Source organism: Streptosporangium sp. NPDC049248, assembly GCF_040678965.1.
GTDB classification, from domain to species: Bacteria; Actinomycetota; Actinomycetes; order Streptosporangiales; family Streptosporangiaceae; genus Streptosporangium; species Streptosporangium fukuiense.
On sequence record NZ_JBFAQY010000017.1, the window covers coordinates 36,375 to 54,115 of the forward strand.

Below are 17,741 nucleotides of genomic sequence, written 5' to 3' on the forward strand. Positions count from 1 at the left end.
ATGACGCCGGGCCGGCCGCGGCCGGCGCGGGTAAGGGTGTGGTGAGGGAGCCGACCAGCGCGGCGATCAGGGGAAGTGCGGATCCGCTGAGCGGAGGCACGACTGAATAACCAGTGCACAGGAGTGACTCCGTGACTATGGTCGTGCCTTCCGGGCACGGCTGGGGGATGTCGGTCGCCGATCATGACCGGTCGCGCTTGTGGGTCGCTTGGCCTCGATTGCAGCGAGCTTGCCGAAGGCCCACAGCACCGCCGTGGTCACCTGCCGGTACCGCGAGCCGAACCGCGACATCGTGCTCAGGGCGTACTACGCCGCCCTGACGAGCCGAACCAGCAGAGCGGGAGCCACGCCGTGACCAGGCGCAGCCGGTGTGCGATGAGGAACGTGGCCGCGATCGGAAATGCCATGCCGGCGACGGTGTCGGGAATCGCCGGCGGCACTGGGCGCCACGCCGGGAGAAGCGCGAAGGTGACGACGAGCGAGAGCAGCACCGGCGCCGTGGATGTGAGGGCCGACACGGTAACGGTCACGCGCCATACCGTAACTCCCGTTCAGATCGCCATGGCGGGCGTGTCTCACCGCCGGGCAGGGGACGCCCCGGAGTCGGTGGGCACGAATTCCGGTCGGCGGTCGATGCGCGTGCGGTCGGCCTCGGACCCGAAGTGATAGTCGATCTTCCGGGTCGCCTCCGCCCACTGCTTCATCGTGCGCACGGGGGTGAGCGTCTCGACCACGAACGGGTCGTGCCAGCGTTCGACGGCTCGTCGCCACAGCTCCTCCGGGGGGTCAGTGAGCACGTTGCCGACCGTTCCCTCGTAGGCGGCCATCGCCCGCGCGGCTCCGTCCGGCTCGATCTGCAGGACGGGGAAGAACGTTCCGCCGCGGACACGGTCGGGGTGCATCTGCAAGGCCAGGTTGTCGGTCGTGGCCACGTGCACGGACGACGGCGCCAAGGACCGCAGATGTTCTCCGTACTCGTGACCTCCCAGCAGCTCGACCTGGGAGTCGGAGAGCAGTTCGTGCTGTGCGAACCCCTCACGGCTGGCGAGCCCTTCCGGTATCGCCACCCCGAACGCGATGGACTCCAACTGGGGGAACCTGGGCGCGATGACGGTGCAGAAGTCTTCGAGCTGGTGGAAGTTGCTGCTGACCACGACACAGTCGATCCCCAGGCCGAGGCGATTCCCCCCGCTCAGGTGCCGCCTCTCGGCGGCGTCCGAGCGACTCCAGCGTCGCCGCCACACCGTGCAACCCGTTCAGGAGGCCGGGGAGCGGGTCGGAGGCCCGGCGGGTGGCCGTGACGAGCCAGTCCACATAGTCGGACGGCACCTCGGCGCCGACCTGTCGCAGCGCCCAGAGCACGCCGGCGGCGCCGTTGGCCACGGTGAACCCGCCGGTCGCGAACTGCTGCGGATCTCCGGGGAAAAGCCGGTCCTTGCGGTCGGGCGTCGCGCTCGCGGTGATTCCCGCCACGAGCGAGTCGCGGATGGCCGGCCAGTCGGGGTTCTCGACACTGAACATCTGGGCCGGTCTGTCCTCGCCGAGAGGCCCCTTGGCCTTGCTGAACTGCCGGACCAGACGCGTCCCGAACGCCGGCGGCACCGGGAAGTGCTCGGTGATGACGTCGGTGAGGCTGATGAGCTTGACCGGGTCCCGGTCCTGCAGGGGAGCGATGGGGAGGAAGATCCACTGCCGCAGGCAGTTCATGACATAGTCGTCGGCGGCGCGGCCGGAGAGCTCCTTCGGCGCGGCGAATCCCGCCGCGGCGAGGCCCGGGATCTGCGGGTCCGTCAGGTCGGACGCGATCTCGAAGTCGATCAGCGCGACGCGCCCGTCCGGGCGGACGATGATGTTCTCCGGGTGCAGGTCGGCGAATCGCACCCCCCTCGCGTGGACGGACATGAGCGCGTGGTCGACCTTGGCCAGGATGTCGGTCGCCCACCGGGTGTACGCCGCCAGCGTCTCGGCGCTCGGGTCGGGACTGGCCAGCGGATAGCGCTCGAACATCTCGTCCAGCAGGGTCTTGCCCTCGATGTACTCCTCGACCAGGAAGTGGTGTTCCCAGATCGTGCGGTAACCGAGCAGCCGGGGTACGCAGTCGAGACCGCTCAGCCGCTCCAGGATGTCGCGCTCGTGTGCCAGCCTGGTGACCGCGTCGACACCGCCCGCATCCAGGCCCGCGTGCGGGCGGGCCTCCACCAGCACCACGTACCCTCCGGACGCTTCGTCACGGGCGAGGTACACCCCGCCGCCGTTGGAGAAGTGCAGTGCCTTTTCGATCTGCCAGGGGAACTCCTCCTCGGTTCCCGAACCGTGCTTCGCGACCGACTCGCGCAGTACCTCGGGGATGGAGACCCACTCCGGCACGGTGAACGCCGGATCCCGTTTGTCCGGGACCAGTTGCCCGTCGGGTGTGCGGATCGCGTACCCCGGGCTGCCGTCCGACTTCGTGTAGGTCATCGGCTGGAACGCGCCATACCGCACGTAGACCGGTGAGTCCTCATACCGCAGGTCGCTGAGGATGTACGGGCCGGTGAAGTCCCGCAGGAGCTCGGCCAGCGCCGGCAGCACCTCGCTCAACTGATCCTCGTCGACCGGGTACAGCGTGATGAGCTTGCCGCTGCCGCCTCGCTCGGCGTACTTGTTGTTGAGCAGCCGCATCGCCATCTTGCTTCTGAGGAACTTGACGGCGATGTTCCGGCTGACGCAGAAGTCCACCACGAGATCGCAGACGGTGCCGGCGTCGGCGTCGGTTCCCGAGACGTGGATCTTCCATCCCTGCTCCGGAAGCGCGATCTCGGGCGGGAGCAGCACGACCCACAGGTCGCTCTCGCCGATGCGCCACCCACTGGGGAGGGGTCGGCGCGCCGTGGGGAACCGGTTGTCGTCGTCCGGTATACGCCAGACCGGTTCGAAGAACACCGGATCGGCCTGGCAGTAGGTCACAAGCTGGGGAAGTGTCTCTTTCATCTGGTCGAACTCCAGGATGCTGAAGGCGCGAGGGGAACTATTCGCACGAGATCGTGTTTTCTGACATCACACGCCGGTCGCCGGCCGCCGGGGACGGTCCGGTTCGAGAACGACCGGCAGTCCGAGGAGGTAGCGCACGCTGCTCTGCCGGTAGTGCAGACTCTGGGAGTCACGGGCGAGCTCCATGTCCGGGAAGCGCCGTGCGAGCGTGCCGATGGCGATCTGCGTCTGGGCCCTGGCCAGTTCCGCTCCCAGGCAGTGATGGTGGCCGTGCCCGAAGGAGAGATGGGGGTTGCTCGCCCGCTCGATGTCCAGCAGGTCCGGATCGGTGAAGAACGACGGGTCCCGGTTGGCCGCCACCAGTGACGCGCTGAGGAGGTCGCCCTTCGGGATCGGCGTGCCCTCCACATCGATCGGGACCGTCACGTGACGGGCGATGCCCACGGGGAACGGTGTGATGAGTCGCAGCAGTTCCTCGACCGCGGTGACGATCAGCGTGGGGTCGTCCACGAGCCGCTTCCACTGCCCGCGCCGTAGCAGGGCGGCGACACCGCTCGCCAGCACGGTCGTCGGCGCCCGATGCCCGTTCACCATCAGAAACCTGGCCGCCGAGATGAGGTCCTCTTCGGACAGTCCGTCTCTCTCGGCTTCGACGACCCAGCCGAGCAGGTCATCCGAGGGGCGGTTCTTCCGGGCCGCGATCAGGGCGCGCAGGTAGTCGTCGATGTCGCTGTGCGCCTTGGGAGGCGGGGAGACAAGCCTTTCCAGGATCCACTCGTGTATGTAGCCCCGGTCCTGCTCCGGCACGCCGAACAGCTCGCACAGGACGGCGACCGGCAGGGGGTAGGCGAACGTCGGGAGGAGGTCGATCACCTCGTGGGCGGGGATCGCGTCCAGCAGCGCGTCGGTCTCACGTTGTATGCGCGGACGCAGCGCCTCCACCCGTCGCGGTGTGAGGTGCCGCTCGATCAGCCGACGCAGCCGGGCGTGCTCCTGCCCCTCGATCGTGATCAGATCCAGTTCGCCTTGATGCGCGAGAGCCGGATCGGCCGACTGGAGCCGGAACCCCGCCGTGATCTCCGCGTCCCCGGTCAGTCCCGGGCCGGCGAGGGTCGTGGTGGTCGCCTCGTGCCCGGTCAGCAGCCAGGACGTCGCCATGCCGGACGCGTTGACCCGATGGATCGGCCCCAGCTCCCGCCACTGCCGGAGCGCGTCGGGATCGTTGAAGATCGCCGGGGTGAGTACCGGGAGCCTTGCCGGGGCCTTCAGGTGAGCGCCCGCCTCGCCCGCCTGCCGGTCCAGATCGGTAAGGAAGGGAACGAGCGCCGGGATCACCGTCTCCGGGGCGGCGGTGGAGAGCACCAGGACCGGGCAGAGCAGATCCGGGGCGGAGTCTCCGGATGCCGGACTCCCATCACTCGGTGAGCCCACGACCACCACCGCGGCCACACGCTCCGGATGACGATCCGCGACCTCCATCGCCGCAGATCCGGCCGCACCGTAGCCAAGTAGCACAGCGCGATCCGGGCTGTCCGGCGCCGCCAGGAAATCCGTGATCCCCCCGATGCACGCGTCAAGGTCACCAGCCGGTACACCGGTCATCCGCACCTGCCAGCCCCGGCCGGTGAACTCGTCCTCCAGGCGCTCGCTCCCGGCACCCCGGTTGACGATCATCAGGACACGCCCCCCGGCGCCCTGGGTCGACTTGTCATCCTTCGAGGCCGTAACGGACAGTGCCCCGATCACACCGTTGGCGACTGTCGCCACGTCGTCTTCCCCCCGATACTGCGGTAATTCAGAACGCCCCGCTTGGCTTGTGATCAATGCTTTCGGGGGAAGTTGGGATGCTCTTGTGGGCACTTGGGGTGTCGTTGGGGCCGACTTGTGAGATTCCCGCCGTGGAGCGTCACCTGCGAGGTCCCGTCGCTGTCCGCGTGTTCGCTCCTCGGCTGGGCGCGGGTGACGGACAGGAAGACCGGGGCGAGCATGGCCGGTGCCTCTTTTGGTGGCCTGGACCCCTGGGAGGCGGCGTCGGGTTCGGGCTCGATCCGGGGCGTCCCGGCATTGCCGCAGCCGAGGGGCGGTGCGGGAGACTTGGAAGGTGACAATCGAGAACGCCCGCCCAGGTCCGCCGGAGACCAGCCCCTCCATCGTGCTGCTCACGCTGGCGCATCGGATCGAGTCCGAGCTCGGCGCCGCCCTCGCGCCGCTCGGGCTGACGGTGAGCAGGTTCGGCCTGCTCGGACACATCTCCGGCGTGCCCGGCGCGTCGTTCAGTGACTTGGCGCGAATGTCCGGAATCACCGTCCAGAGCGTTCATGCGGCGGTTAAGGCGCTGTCTGGGGCCGGGCTCGTTCGTGACAACACCGCTCGCGCCGGGTCCGCTTCGGCCATCGAGATCACACCCGAGGGGGCGAGCCTCATGCGGGAGGCGATGAAGGCGGTGAACGGGGTGGACGAGCGGCTGTTCGGTTCGGACGCCGACCCGATCCAGCGTCAGGTCGCCGACGCGGTACGCGCCGCGTTCGAAGGGCGTTCCCGGTCCTGATCCGACGTGCGAGCCGCCCCGGGCGGCGGGAGCGCCATGCCTCCGCCACTACCTTCAGGCAGCCTGAAGCATCTGCTAAGCTTCAGGCTGCCTGAAGGATGTGGAGAGGGGAACTCCGTGGAAGGTTTGCTGCTGTCGGTCCATGTACTCGCCGGCATTGTGTTCATCGGAGGCTCGGCCGTCGCGACAAGCCTGTTCTCCCGCTATGCCCCGGTCGCCACGAGTGTCGCGGCGCGCCCGGCCGTCGTGGGCGCGCCCGTCGCTCCACAACCGGAAACCTCGGGAGACCGCGACCGGGCCGTGGCTGTCGCGCTGCACCGCATCACCCGCGGCTACGGCGTCTTCGGCATCGTCGTGCCCGTCGTGGGGATCGCTCTGGCCGTCACCCAGGGCCGGATGGGCGAGATCTGGATCAATATCTCCATGGTCCTCACCGTCGCCGCGGGTGCTCTGCTCGCCCTGCGAATCTGTCCGGAGCAACGCGAGGCCCTCGCCGTCCCCGGCGACGGCAAGCGGTTGCGCACCCTGAGCATGCTCGCCGGAATCTACAACCTGCTGTGGGCGACCGTCGTGGTCCTCATGATCGTCCGCCCGGGAGCCCAGGCGTGAGCACCATCGAAGATCCGTGGGATCCGGGGCATGGCATACGACTTCCAGGTCTGTGTCGACGCGTGAGAACCCCACGTGCTCGCCGACCGGTGGGCCGAGGCACTCGGCTGGGAGGTCGACCTCACGACGAATCCTGAGAGCCGGTGAGCGGTGTCTCGAAGCAGGCCAGCCAGGTGGTGAGGAGCGATTCGAGGTGCGCGGCCTCTTCGGGGGTCAGCTCGTCGAGGAGGCGGCGTTCGTTGCGCATGTGCTCGGCGAACGCCCGGTCGATCAGTTCCTTGCCGGCGGGGGTGAGCGCGACCACCCGGCCGCGGCCGTCGCTCTCGCTCGGGCGGCGGGCGACAAGCCCGTTGCGTTCGAGCCGGTCGATGCGCTTGGTCATCGCGCCGGTGGTGACCATGGTGAAGGCGGCGAGTTCCCCGGGCGCGCGCTCGAACGGCGCGCCGGCGCGCCGGAGGGTGGCGAGGACGTCGAACTCCCCCTCCCCGAGCCCGTATCGCCGGTAGACGACACAGAGCTGTTCGGTGAGGTGCCCGGCGAGGCGGTGGAGCCGTCCGATCACCCCCTGCGGGCTCACGTCCAGGTCCGGGCGCTCGCGGGCCCATTCCTGCTGGATGCGGGCGACGTGATCCAGGGATTCGCTCATGGAGGACAATATAGCTTCCAGGGAAGTTATATTGTCTTCCATGGAAGCTAATTTTCGCTGGGTGCTGGTCACGGCGGTGGCCCCGATCGCCTGGGGGACGACCTACTTCGTCACCCACCGGTTCCTCCCGCCCGGCTACCCGCTGTACGGGGCGGTCATCAGGGCGCTGCCCGCGGGGCTGCTGCTCCTCCTCGCCGGCGGGAAGCGCCCCCACGGGTCGTGGTGGTGGAAATCCCTGGTTCTCGGGACGCTCAACATGGGCGCGTTCTTCGCGCTGATCTACCTGGCGGCTCAGCTGCTCCCGACGGGCATCGCCTCGATGATCATGGCGACGTCACCCGTCGCGATGATGCTCACCGCCTGGTCGCTGCTCTCGGAACGTCCGCGGATCGCGCACCTGGCCGGAGCCGGCATCGGCGTCGCGGGCGTGTGTCTCATGCTGTTCGCCGGCGCGGCCGCCGTCGACGCTCTCGGCGTACTCGCGTCCGTCACGGCCATGGTGATGTCGTCGGTCGGCTACGTACTGGCCAAGCGATGGGGCACGGACGTCGACGTGCTGTCGTCGACCTCGTGGCAGCTCATCGCCGGAGGAGTCGTCCTGGTGCCTTTCGCCGTCGCGGTGGAGGGTCCGCCGCCGGACCTGGGGGGATCCGCGATCCTTGGGTTCGGTTATGTCAGCGTCGTCGCGACGGCTCTCGCCTTCGCCGCCTGGTTCGCGGGACTGCGGCACCTGCCGGCGGGAACGGTGGGACTCGTCGGGTTGCTGAACCCGGTGACCGGGGTACTGCTCGGCACGACGATCGCCGGAGAGGTGCTCACCGTCCAGCAGTTCTGCGGGCTGGTGCTGACCTTCCTCGGAATCCTCCTCGGGCAGCCCGTCGCGGCCCGCCTCGCCGCGGCCGTCCGAACCAGGCGTTCACCCTCCGGCTGCCTGCCGTGATCGGCCTGTTCCCGACGTTCCAGCCGTAGATCGTGATGGTCCGGGTGAGTATCGTCGTCGTATGCCTGAACTGATCGCGCCCACCACGCGTTTGCACTCCGCCTGGCGTGAGGCGCATCACGAGTGGGGTCCCGGCCTCCACGAGGACGGATTCGGGCTGGGGCCGTCCGACGAGGTCGACTCGCCGGACGGATTCGCGGCCTGGGTGGCGCGACTGGCCGAGGGGTCGGATCCGGCGAAGCCGGTGGAGGCCGGCCGAATGGGTTGCGTGTATCGGTGGATCGTCGAGGGCGACCGGGTGCACGGCGGGATCGCGCTGCGGCACGGGCTCAACGACTACGTGCTGCGGTTCGGCCACATCGGGTACGGTGTCCGACCGTCCTCACGTCGGCGTGGGCTGGCCACCTGGGCACTGGGCCGGATGCTCGGCGAGGCGCGGGAGCTCGGTCTGGACCGGGTGCTGATCGTCTGCGAAGCCGACAACCTCGCCTCAGTGAAGACGATCGAGCACAACGGCGGTGTCCTCGAAGGCGTACGGGACACCGGATACGGTCCCGCACGGCGCTACTGGATCAAGATCTAGCCGGCGGGGGCCGGCACGGAGACGGATACGGCCACCGCCGTACGACCGGGCGCCGGTGGCCATCGGCACCTGCGGGCAGCCCGCATGTCATGTGATGGAATATCCGCTTCTAAGCTTCAAGGTGTGACGAAATACCTTGATGTGCATCCGGAGGATCCGCAGCCTCGGCTGATCGGCCAGGTGGTCGAGCTGCTGCGTGCGGACGGGCTGATCGCATATCCGACGGACTCGTGCTACGCGCTGGGGTGCCGCCTCGGTAACAAGGAGGGCGTCGACCGGATCAGAGAGATCCGCCACCTGGGCAGCGACCATCACTTCACCCTGGTCTGCAGAGACTTCGCGCAGTTCGGCCAGTTCGTGCATGTGAGCAATGCGCTGTTCCGCTCGGTCAAGGCGGCGACCCCCGGCGGATACACGTTCATCCTGCCCGCGACCAAGGAGGTACCGCGGCGGTTGCTGCACCCGCGGAAGAAGACGGTCGGCGTCCGGATCCCCGGCCACGTCGTCACGCAGGCGCTGCTGGCCGAACTCGGCGAACCTCTGCTGTCGAGCACCCTGCTGCTGCCCGATGAGACCGAGCCTCTGACGCAGGGCTGGGAGATCAAGGAGAGGCTCGATCATGTGGTGGACGCCGTCATCGACTCCGGTGAGTGCGGCGCCACCCCGACGACGGTCGTCGACCTCTCGCAGGGCGAGCCGGAGATCCTCCGCCGGGGCACCGGAGACCCGTCCCTCTTCGAGTAAGACGGCCGACACCGTTCACGGTGGGTCTGGCGCGTCCACCCGGCGACTTCGCCAGGTGCAGACCCCGCCGGACAACCGCACCCGACGTCCTCACCGCATGCCGGTTCTTTCGTCAGCTTCTCGGCCGTAAACGACCGAGCGTGCAGCTCCTCGCCGTCGATGGGTTCGACGGTTCAGGCCGCGTCGTCGGCAGCGTGACTCACTGCCCAGCCCGCCACCCCGCGCGAGGCGATGTTGCGGGCCGCGTTGACGTCGGCGTGCTCAGCGAAGCCGCACGACGTGCAGGAGAAGGTCGCCTGATCGGGCCGGTTCCTCTTGGCCACGTGCCCGCAGGCCGAGCAGGCCTGCGAGGTGTAGGCCGGATCGACGTGAACAACGGCGACGCCCTGGCGGGCGGCCTTGTAGGCGATGAACCGGCCGAGCTGGTGGAAGCTCCACGAGTGCAGCGTGACCCGCTGGGGCTTGCGGAGCCGTACCCGGTCACGGATGCCCTGGAGGTCTTCCAGGGCGATGCCTTGCCCGGTGCGTGCAGCCTCGGTCACGATGCGTTTGGCGATGGTGTGGTTGGTGTTCGCGGCGAACCGGGCCTCGGCCCGGCGACGCCGCTTCAGCAGCCGTTTGGCGGATGTGGTCTGCTTGGCCTGCAGGCGGCGGCGCAGCTCGCGGTGGCGGTGGCGGACCGCGTTCAGGGTTTTGCCGCTGTGGCGAACTCCGCCACTGGTGGTCGCGATGTTGGCGATCCCCAGGTCCACCCCCAGGAATCCGTCCGGGGCGGCGACCGGCCGGTCGGGAATGTCGCAGGTGGCGATGAGGAACCACATACCGTCGCGATACAGCAGGTCTGATTCGCCCTTGCGGTGGGCGGCCAACGTCTGGAGTTGCTCGGCCGAGGCGGTGAACGCCACGTTCTTCATTCGTCCGCGCGTGGTCCAGATGCTCACTGTGCGCGTGTCCATCTGCCAGGACAGGCAGCGGTCGTCGAACGGGTGGGCCGCGCCGGGGCGAAAGACGATCGGCGTGGCCAAGACCCGCTCGCGCCGGACGGAGCCAGGTTTGCCCAGGTTGCCGTGGCGGATATTGGCGTGCAGCGTGGCGTAGGCGTCGGCGACCTTCTTGACGACATGCTGCGCGGCCTGAGCCGCCAGCCGGTAGTCGTCCTTGATCTGCCCGTAGGCGTGCCGGCGCAGGTCGTAGTTGCGAAACACCCGCCGCTGGTGGGCGAGCGCTGAGACCCAGGTGGCCGCGGCGTTGACCGCGCGCAAGGTCGCCTCCAGCGCCGCCGCCTGCTCGGGCGTCGGCAGGAGTCTCACCTGCACCACCAGCTTCACAACGCCCAAACTATCCTTTGGCCCATGTCACCGTGATAGGAATCCGACCTGCGCCGGGGCCGGGGCCGAACCGTTGTCCGCACGCTGCGCGTATTCGGTCTTCACACCCGGGTATCGGTGCGGGGTCTTCACCGGCGCACCGCCGCGCCGCTGCGAAGAAATCATGATCGAGGTGTGCGGCTTGTTGAGTTCAACGGGGAGCGCGACCATGTCCGCCTGCTCGTCGGCTGCCCGCCCAAGGTCGTCCTTGCGGCCCTGGTCGATTCCCTCAAGGGCGTCTCGGCCCGCCTGCTGCGCAAGGAGTATCCCGCTGTCCGCAGGTATCTGCGGGGCGGCCGCTTGCGGTCTCCGTCCTACGTCGCCGCCTCCTGCGGCGGCGCCCTTTTGCGCCTTGTCAAGAAATACATCGAAAACCAGGAGCGCCCGGACCAACGACCGGACGTTCACAACCCCAGGACCGGGAAGCGATTCCTCCCGGGCGTGAACACCCGGGGTTCCTCGCTAGATAACGCTGAAGCGCGCTGACCACGGATAACGATCCTCAAGTGCCTTTCCTCAGCTTCGTCAACGACAGGGCTGATCTTCGAGCCGTGACCGCGACCGACATCGGCACGAGTGATGAGGACTTCGTCAGCGTCGCTTCGGCGGTCTGCGATAGGTGACGACCTTGTCACCCGGTCCGGGGTACGCCATGATCAGCAGCCGCTGGGTTCCGTACTTCTCGCCCTTCCAGGGAAACCAGGCGAAGTGCAGGCGGATGCGGTAGTGCCCCTTACGGCCGTTGAGCGACAGGTCCGGCAGTTCGGTGCCGCTCAGGCCGTCCATGAAGATCATCTCGCCGTCCTGGTTGGTGTAGCCGACCTCGACGACGTTGTCCCAGCCCTTGGTCTCGACCGGTGGGCGGCGCGTGTAGGTCTCCAGCGTGACGCAGACGTGGAAGTCGGAATGTGTGCTCACCGTCACGTAGCCGGGTCCGGCGGTGACCGGACCGGCGCTCGTGCTCTTGCCCTCACCGGTGTATTCGCCGTACAGCTCCAGCCTTGCCTCGGGCCACTCCGGCTCCTTGAGGCGGATCGCCTTGGCGGGCGTGACGAGGGGGCGGTGACGCGGGGTGGCGTCGCATTTGCGCTGCTCCTCGGCCATGAACTCGTTGAACTCGCGATCCTCGGCGGCCGCTTCCGCTGTGACCTTCGCGTTCGCGGCCGGGCAGATCCCGGCGAGTACCCCGCTCAGGTCGCGGACGTTCACCCCTTCCACCTCCCTCAGGCGGGCCAGCTCGCGCGGATCGTTGCGGGTGTAGGCGGCGCACAGGTAACGGCCACGGTCGAGCAGCACCTGGTCGGGCGCGGTGGCGGCGAACGCGAGCACCTGCTGTTGGCGTACGGCGCAGATGAAGGCGCGCGGGCCGGTCGGCGGCGGGGGTTGCACGGGCTCGCCGTCCATCTCCCAAGGCTCGGGAGGCGAGCAGTCCTCGGCCGTGGTGACCGGACCGCGCGCCTGGTCGGCCACCGGCAGGAGGCACAGGGCCATGAAGGTGGCCAGCACCGCCACGAGCACGTGGTGGCGCGGGCGGGCGGCAGACGGGACGTGGTACAGGAGGAACAGGACGAGAGCGGAGGCGGTGAGCGCGGCGCTGTACCACAGCGGGGAGAGCCCGAAAAGGATCTCACCCTTCTCGTTCTGGTCGAACAGCCCGTCCGGGTACAGGGCCAGCCGCTGCTCGGTCATCTCGGGGACGAATCGCCAATCCGCCTCGGACGTCGTCGTGAGGGCGGTGGCGACGCCTGCCGCCGCGGCGAGGGTCAGGGTCAGCATCGTGGCACGCAGCAGCCGCCTGGTCCTGCGTACGACCGCGACCAGGACCAGTACGGCCGGGGCGCCGACCCCGATGAGCAGGTCCAGGGCGACCCAGAGCACCGTCGCCGGATAGCTCACGTGCCCGTGGAAGAGGTCGTCGACCGCGCCCCGGGGGCCGATCCACGCGGGCATGCCGTCCGCGAGGTTGACGGCCGCGGGGATCAGCGGGAGCAGCACGGCCACGGCGGCCAGGGGCCACGCCCGCGCGGGTGCTCCCCGGACCGCAGGCGCCGGAGACGGTGCGGGTGTCAGGGCGCCCAACTCGTGGGCGGAGCGTGCCTGCCACACCGTCCCGAAGACGCCCAGAACGCCCAGGAGCATGAGCAGCAGCAGGTCGTAGTCGATGCCCGAACCGCCGAACGAGATGAACGAACCACCTCCCGACGACAGCAGCGACAGCACGGCCGAGGCCCTGCCTAGCCGCACGGTGCCTCGGCTCCACCGCGCGTCCCTGGCCTGGCCGACCAGGATCGGCACCAGCCACAGCAGGTAGACGGCGTTGCCGAGCTGGTACGGAGAGACGAACTGCAGAACGGAGTAGTGGCCGAGGCCGTAGGCGACGGTGTAGGCCATGCCCATGGCGGCGTTCACCAGCCCCGCCACGAGCCCGAGCAGCCGCAGCCATCGAGGCAGGACCCCGGCGAGGACCACGAAGAACAGCCCGACGACGGCTACCTGGAGCAGGTCGAAAGGCAGGCCGGACCACCACTGGTAGGGGATCGGAAGCCGGTACAGCAGCGTGCAGGCGAGGCTGAGGTACAGGGCGGCCCGCAGCAGCCGGACCGGCCTGGCGTTGACGGCCGCCGCCCCGGCCGGACGCCCGCGCAGCACCTGCCAGTAGGCCCATCCCTGCAGGACTCCGCCCGCGACCATGAGGAGCTCCACCCACCAGGTGTAGGGCACGAAGTCCGAGTCCCAACCGCCGGTGACGATCTCGCGCAGCAGCGCGGGATCGCCGGTGGCCAGCGCGTGGACACCGGCCACGACGACCACGGTCACGTAGACGGCGGCGAACAGCGTGGCGATTCTGCCGAAACGGTAGCGGCGCACGGGAACCCCCTCGGGCACGAGCGGACAGGATTCCGAGCAAAGGCGCCCAACCCTAGCGAGCCACCACCGAAACGATCAAGTGGCCGAAGGGCCGTCGCCGTCTCCGAGGGCGGCGCGCAGTCGCCGTGCCATCATCGGCACGTCCCATCCCCGCGTCCTGCGCTCGGCGCGCACCCGCACCACCCACCCGGAAAGCTCGCCGTCCCTGGCCACCGCCATCACTCCTCGAACAGGGAAGGACACCCAACGCACACGTTTTCCCTCGCCCAGGGTGAACCTGCTGATCAGGTGATCTTCCAGGGGAGAGCGGGTGAAATGTTGAGGCGCGGGGTCGCGGTGGGGGTCCGCGCAGAACCCGACTCCAGGATCAGGCCACCGCTTCTTCCGATCCAACTTTCCGGTGGAAGGCTGAAGGCGATGACCTGATTCCAGGGGGCGATCGTAGGAACCGGATTCGCCGGACACCACGACCACCACGGAGGAGATCGTCCGCGGGCGCGAGCACGCCGCTCCGTGAGCGAGGACGACGACCTGTGGCCGGTCGTCCCCTCCGGGGTGGTGGCCGGGAGCGGTCACACCACTTCGAAGTCGGCCATCATCGCCATGTCCTCGTGTTCGAGGTTGTGGCAGTGCGTCATGTAGCGGCCTCGGTGACCTTCGAAGCGGACGAGCACCTCCACGACCTCGTACGGTCGCACGTCCACGGTGTCCTTCCAGCCCGCGTCGGTGGCGGCGGGCGGCCTGCCGTTGCGGGAGAGCACCTGGAAGTGGGCCAGGTGCACGTGTACGGGGTGGTGGAAGTCGCTGGTGAACCGCCAGATCTCGGCCGTGCCGAGACGCGGCCGGGCCAGCGGCCTGCCCGGCCGGAACGGCTGCCCGTTGATCGTCCAAAGAGCACCCGGTCCCCGCCTGGTGGCGCGGAAGTCGAACGTCCTGGTGGTCACCGCCGAGGAGCGGTCGGCGGGCTCCGGCCGCGAGAGCCGTTTCGGGATCGCGCTGCCGTCGACGGCCCGCCTGGTGACCAGAAAGCGCATCACGTTCCTGGTGGGGCCGCTTCCCAGGGTGTTGAGCAGGGTCACCTCACTGCCCACCGGGTAGCCGGAGAAGTCCACGACCAGGTCGAACCGTTCGGCGGGGGCGATGACGACCGCGGAGTGCGTCACCGGCGCGGTCAGCAGCCCGGCGTCGCTGCCGACCTGTGTGAAGCGGCCGCCGGGGGACAGCTCCAGCCGGTATCGCCGGGCGTTGGAGGCGTTGAGCAGGCGCAGCCGGTGGCGGGTGGCCGACACCTCCAGGAACGGCCACGGGGCGCCGTTGACCAGGATCACGTCGCCTTCGACACCCTCCATGTAGGCGTCCTCGACTCCCGGTGTGACCCGCAGGCTCGGGTCGAGCGACGGGTAGCGGAACGAGCCGTCCTCCTCGAAGGACCGGTCACAGATCATCAGCGGGATGTCACGCTCGCCCTTCGGCAGCGGCAGAGCGTCGTCCTCGTCGTCGCGGACGATCAGGAACCCGGCCAGCCCCCGCCACACCTGCGGCGCGGTGAAGTCCATCCGGTGGTCGTGGTACCAGAGCGTGGCGGCCCGCTGGTCCAGCGGGTAGAGGTAGTCCCTGGCCCCGGAGTGGAACGTCCACGACGACAGGTCCGCGCCCGTCCCATGCCGGGTGTGGCCCCCCGGCGGCGGCCCGAACCCCTGGCTCGCGGGCACCACGAGATCGGTCGGGTAACCGTCGGAGTCGGGCGGGGTGACGCCGCCGTGCAGGTGGGTGGAGGTGGGCACCGGCAACTCGTTGCGCACCCTGACGGTGGTACGGCCGCCTCGGCGCAGGTCGAAGGTCGGCCCGGGGAAGGTTCCGTCGAACCCCCACACCTCGGTCGTGGTGCCGGGGATGATCTCCATCCGGGCCGCGCGCTGGACCACCTCGTAGTGGCCCGGCCGCGTCGGCCGGGCGAGTGCGGGGACGGGCAGCGGGACGGTGAACGGCCTGGGCAGCGGCAACGCGCTGGCAAGGGTCTCGCCGGCGGTCTCGCCGGTCAGACCCCCGCATCCGGCGACGGCGAGGCCCGCGCCGCCCAGCAGGCCGAGGAAAGCTCTGCGGGAGGTCATGCCGCGGCCGTCCGCAGGCCCCGCCACGTCCATGCGCACAGTACGGCGGAGAGGCCGAAGATCGCCATGCCGAGCGGGAAGTGCAGGGCGACGACCCGGTCCTGGCCCAGGGCGACCTGCGCCGTCTCCAGGGTCACGAGCCCGGCGCTCGCCCCGGCCGGCCAGAGCGGGCCACGGCCGGGCCGCCACAGTCCGATCGCGGCCCCGAGCTGGAGGTAGAGCAGGACGTGCGTCACGCCGGCGTTGTTCCGGTGCCAGGTGAGCATGTCCACATCACCGGTGACGAACAGCCCGGCCAGCGCGGCCTGCCCGAGCACTCCGAGCAGGTGCGCGGTGGCGAACAGGCGCAGTGACCGGATGACCCAGCCAGGGAAGGGTGGGGAGTCCATGCGTGCCATGCTTCCGATTCGGGGCTTGACGATCGTCGCCCCGAAGACGGCGTTTCGCGCTACACCCCAGGATGTATCCGAGGCCCCGGGATGCCACCGGGGAGGTACGCCGGACCTCCCCGGCCGGCGGGAGGACCGGCCGGATCCGGTGGCCTACCGTGGCAGAGGTGAGGAACCACAGGACGGACACGCTGATCGCGCTGGCCGCGCTTACCGGGATCGTCGCGGGCACCTACGGCGGACTGTCCTGGTCGGGGCCGTTCGAGCGGCCGCTGGACACCACGGGTCTGGCGTTGATCACGGTGTCGTCGCTGGCACTGGCCTTCCGCCGAAGGGCGCCGATGGTCGTCGGGGTGGTCGCCGTCGCGTGCGGCGTCGCCTACTACGCGGGGCGGTATCCGGGCGTCTTCGTCGCCGCGCCCGCGCTGACGGCGATCTACACTGCGGCGACCCTCGGCCGTCGCAGGCTGGCCGTCGCGCTCGCCGTGGCGCTGGCCGTGGGTGTCTACGGCCTCATCGCGCTGTCCGACTCCGACCCCGCGCCCGGCGACGGGTTCAGTCTGCTCAGCGGATGGCTGGTGGCGATGGTGGTCATCGGCGAGGTCGTCAGGAACCGCCGTGCCTCCGTGCGGGAGGTCGAGCGGCGTGCGATCGAGGCCGAGCGCACCCGAGAGGAGGCCGCGCTGCGCCGGGCGGGAGAGGAAAGGCTGTGGATCGCCCAGGAACTGCACGACACGCTCACCCACAGCATCTCGGTCATCAACCTTCAGGCGTCGGTCGCCCTGGAGTTGCTGGACCGAAAGCCCGAGCGGGCCCGCGAGGCGCTCGTCGCGATCAAGGATTCGGGACACGAGGCGATGCGGGAACTGCGCGCCACACTGGGGGTGCTGCGGCAGGCGGAGCCGGACGGTCCGGAGACGGGGCTGGAACGCCTGCCGAGGCTGGTGGCCAGGGCCGAGGCGGCGGGGCTACCGGTGAGGTCCACCACCGTGGGAGTGCCACGCGGGCTTCCCCCGGACATCGACCGGGCGGCCTACCGCATCACACAGGAGGCGTTCACCAACGTGCTGCGCCACGCCGGGCACGCGTCGATCGCGCTGACGCTGGAATACCATCCCGCCATGATCGTGGTACGGGTCGAGGACGACGGTGAGTCCGGCACGGGCGTCGTGGAGCACGGGATGGGCCTGATCGGGATGCGCGAGCGCGCGGTGGCCGTCGGCGGCTCGCTCACCGCCGGGCCGCGCGACCGGCAAGGGTTCGCCGTCCGCGCCGAGCTGCCGCTGGCCGGGCAGCCGTGATCAGGGTGCTGCTGGCCGACGACCAGGCGCTGATGCGCGCCGGTTTCCGTGCCCTGCTCGAACTCGCCGACGACATCGTCGTGGTCGGCGAGGCGGGCAACGGGGTGGAGGCCGTCGAGCTGACCCGGCGGCTGCTGCCGGACGTCACGCTGCTGGATGTGCGGATGCCGCTGCTCGACGGGATCCAGGCGACCCGCAGGATCGGCGCGGATCCCGAGCTCGACGGGGTCCGGGTGGTGATCCTCACCAACTACGCCCTCGACGAGTACGTCTTCGCCGCCCTGCGCGCGGGCGCCAGTGGATTCCTGCTCAAGGACATCGAGCCCGCCGAACTGCTGCAGTCGGTGCGGGTGGCCGCCCGAGGCGACGCGCTGCTGTCGCCGTCCGTCACCCGGCGGCTGATCGAGGAGTACGTCGCCACACCGCCGCGCCCGGTGGCCGGTCCGGGGCTGGAGCGACTGACCGAGCGGGAGCGCGAGGTCCTGGCGCTGGTGGCGGCCGGCATGTCCAACGAGGAGATCGCCGGCCACCTGGTCATCAGCCATGCCACGGTCAAGACGCACGTCAGCAGGACGATGACCAAGCTTGGCGCCCGTGATCGCGCGCAACTCGTCGTCTTCGCCTACGAGTCGGGGCACGTCGTCCCGGGAGCCGGTCGCTGAACC

The 17,741-nt window shown here is 69.5% G+C and carries 17 protein-coding genes and 1 pseudogene; 8 read left to right on the forward strand and 10 right to left on the reverse strand.

What is annotated here, in order from left to right; translation table 11 throughout:
* Positions 1-296: 296 nt before the first annotated feature.
* From AB0K21_RS27275 to AB0K21_RS27290, 4 genes are all read right to left on the reverse strand, one after another.
* On the reverse strand, positions 297-530 hold the full coding sequence (locus AB0K21_RS27275; protein WP_343977931.1) for a hypothetical protein: 234 nt from the start codon (positions 528-530) through the stop codon (positions 297-299).
* A gap of 45 nt (positions 531-575) precedes the next feature.
* Positions 576-1,088: a hypothetical protein gene (locus AB0K21_RS27280; protein WP_343977928.1), complete on the reverse strand. Its 513-nt coding sequence runs from the start codon at positions 1,086-1,088 to the stop codon at positions 576-578.
* Positions 1,036-2,970 carry a class III lanthionine synthetase LanKC gene (gene lanKC, locus AB0K21_RS27285; protein ID WP_343977925.1) on the reverse strand — a complete coding sequence of 645 codons (1,935 nt, stop codon included), beginning with the start codon at positions 2,968-2,970 and terminating at the stop codon, positions 1,036-1,038. Before lanKC ends, AB0K21_RS27280 begins: the two co-directional genes overlap by 53 nt.
* Positions 2,971-3,036: 66 nt before the next feature.
* Positions 3,037-4,737 (reverse strand): cytochrome P450, encoded by a 1,701-nt coding sequence (locus tag AB0K21_RS27290; RefSeq protein WP_343977921.1) that lies wholly within the window; start codon positions 4,735-4,737, stop codon positions 3,037-3,039.
* Positions 4,738-5,071: 334 nt separating this feature from the next.
* Here AB0K21_RS27290 and AB0K21_RS27295 point away from each other — a divergent pair, with 334 nt between their 5' ends.
* On the forward strand, positions 5,072-5,518 hold the full coding sequence (locus tag AB0K21_RS27295; RefSeq protein WP_364154371.1) for a MarR family winged helix-turn-helix transcriptional regulator: 447 nt from the start codon (positions 5,072-5,074) through the stop codon (positions 5,516-5,518).
* Positions 5,519-5,635: 117 nt separating this feature from the next.
* The gene (locus AB0K21_RS27300; protein ID WP_364154374.1) at positions 5,636-6,127 is read left to right on the forward strand and encodes a hypothetical protein; all 492 of its coding nucleotides are present in this window, start codon (positions 5,636-5,638) and stop codon (positions 6,125-6,127) included.
* A 121-nt stretch (positions 6,128-6,248) separates the two neighbouring features.
* On the opposite strand, the gene AB0K21_RS27305 is transcribed toward AB0K21_RS27300, so the two are convergent.
* Positions 6,249-6,773 carry a MarR family transcriptional regulator gene (locus tag AB0K21_RS27305; RefSeq protein ID WP_343977913.1) on the reverse strand — a complete coding sequence of 175 codons (525 nt, stop codon included), beginning with the start codon at positions 6,771-6,773 and terminating at the stop codon, positions 6,249-6,251.
* A gap of 40 nt (positions 6,774-6,813) precedes the next feature.
* Here AB0K21_RS27305 and AB0K21_RS27310 point away from each other — a divergent pair, with 40 nt between their 5' ends.
* The 3 genes from AB0K21_RS27310 to AB0K21_RS27320 all read left to right on the forward strand — a co-directional run bounded on the left by AB0K21_RS27310 (position 6,814) and on the right by AB0K21_RS27320 (position 9,040).
* Positions 6,814-7,713, forward strand: coding sequence for an EamA family transporter (locus AB0K21_RS27310; RefSeq protein ID WP_343977910.1), 900 nt, complete (start codon positions 6,814-6,816; stop codon positions 7,711-7,713).
* 61 nt (positions 7,714-7,774) lie between these two features.
* A complete protein-coding gene (locus AB0K21_RS27315) occupies positions 7,775-8,296 on the forward strand; it encodes a GNAT family N-acetyltransferase (protein ID WP_343977908.1) in 522 nt (173 codons plus the stop codon).
* Positions 8,297-8,380: 84 nt separating this feature from the next.
* Positions 8,381-9,040 (forward strand): L-threonylcarbamoyladenylate synthase, encoded by a 660-nt coding sequence (locus AB0K21_RS27320; RefSeq protein WP_364154379.1) that lies wholly within the window; start codon positions 8,381-8,383, stop codon positions 9,038-9,040.
* Positions 9,041-9,213: 173 nt separating this feature from the next.
* Here the strand turns inward: AB0K21_RS27320 and AB0K21_RS27325 are convergent, their stop codons facing one another.
* Positions 9,214-10,368, reverse strand: a complete 1,155-nt coding sequence (locus AB0K21_RS27325; protein ID WP_364154382.1) for a transposase — start codon at positions 10,366-10,368, stop codon at positions 9,214-9,216.
* A 148-nt stretch (positions 10,369-10,516) separates the two neighbouring features.
* On the opposite strand from AB0K21_RS27325, the pseudogene tnpA reads away from it, so the two are divergent.
* Positions 10,517-10,794: pseudogene (gene tnpA / locus AB0K21_RS27330) on the forward strand (IS200/IS605 family transposase); the annotation flags it as partial.
* Positions 10,795-10,998: 204 nt separating this feature from the next.
* Here tnpA and AB0K21_RS27335 read toward each other — a convergent pair.
* The 4 genes from AB0K21_RS27335 to AB0K21_RS27350 form a co-directional block, all read right to left on the reverse strand.
* A complete protein-coding gene (locus AB0K21_RS27335) occupies positions 10,999-13,275 on the reverse strand; it encodes a DMT family transporter (protein WP_364154385.1) in 2,277 nt (758 codons plus the stop codon).
* A gap of 75 nt (positions 13,276-13,350) precedes the next feature.
* Complete coding sequence (locus AB0K21_RS27340; protein ID WP_364154388.1) at positions 13,351-13,518, reverse strand: hypothetical protein; 168 nt, start codon at positions 13,516-13,518, stop codon at positions 13,351-13,353.
* 329 nt (positions 13,519-13,847) lie between these two features.
* A complete protein-coding gene (locus AB0K21_RS27345) occupies positions 13,848-15,386 on the reverse strand; it encodes a multicopper oxidase domain-containing protein (RefSeq protein ID WP_364154391.1) in 1,539 nt (512 codons plus the stop codon).
* Positions 15,383-15,775 (reverse strand): hypothetical protein, encoded by a 393-nt coding sequence (locus AB0K21_RS27350; RefSeq protein WP_343963710.1) that lies wholly within the window; start codon positions 15,773-15,775, stop codon positions 15,383-15,385. The genes AB0K21_RS27345 and AB0K21_RS27350 overlap by 4 nt, the downstream gene beginning before the upstream one ends.
* A 167-nt stretch (positions 15,776-15,942) precedes the next feature.
* On the opposite strand from AB0K21_RS27350, the gene AB0K21_RS27355 reads away from it, so the two are divergent.
* Both AB0K21_RS27355 and AB0K21_RS27360 read left to right on the forward strand, forming a co-directional pair.
* Positions 15,943-17,076 carry a sensor histidine kinase gene (locus tag AB0K21_RS27355; RefSeq protein WP_343963708.1) on the forward strand — a complete coding sequence of 378 codons (1,134 nt, stop codon included), beginning with the start codon at positions 15,943-15,945 and terminating at the stop codon, positions 17,074-17,076.
* Positions 17,073-17,738: a response regulator transcription factor gene (locus AB0K21_RS27360; protein WP_364154395.1), complete on the forward strand. Its 666-nt coding sequence runs from the start codon at positions 17,073-17,075 to the stop codon at positions 17,736-17,738. Before AB0K21_RS27355 ends, AB0K21_RS27360 begins: the two co-directional genes overlap by 4 nt.
* Positions 17,739-17,741 lie beyond the last annotated feature (3 nt).

Bases quoted from the DNA above. Each gene is read 5' to 3' on its own strand.
- lanKC (WP_343977925.1), bottom strand. From the start codon at position 2,970: ATGAAAGAGACACTTCCCCAGCTTGTGACCTACTGCCAGGCCGATCCG.
- AB0K21_RS27305 (WP_343977913.1), bottom strand. From the start codon at position 6,773: ATGAGCGAATCCCTGGATCACGTCGCCCGCATCCAGCAGGAATGGGCC.
- AB0K21_RS27310 (WP_343977910.1), top strand. From the start codon at position 6,814: ATGGAAGCTAATTTTCGCTGGGTGCTGGTCACGGCGGTGGCCCCGATC.
- AB0K21_RS27315 (WP_343977908.1), top strand. From the start codon at position 7,775: ATGCCTGAACTGATCGCGCCCACCACGCGTTTGCACTCCGCCTGGCGT.
- AB0K21_RS27320 (WP_364154379.1), top strand. From the start codon at position 8,381: ATGTCATGTGATGGAATATCCGCTTCTAAGCTTCAAGGTGTGACGAAA.
- AB0K21_RS27345 (WP_364154391.1), bottom strand. From the start codon at position 15,386: ATGACCTCCCGCAGAGCTTTCCTCGGCCTGCTGGGCGGCGCGGGCCTC.
- AB0K21_RS27350 (WP_343963710.1), bottom strand. From the start codon at position 15,775: ATGGACTCCCCACCCTTCCCTGGCTGGGTCATCCGGTCACTGCGCCTG.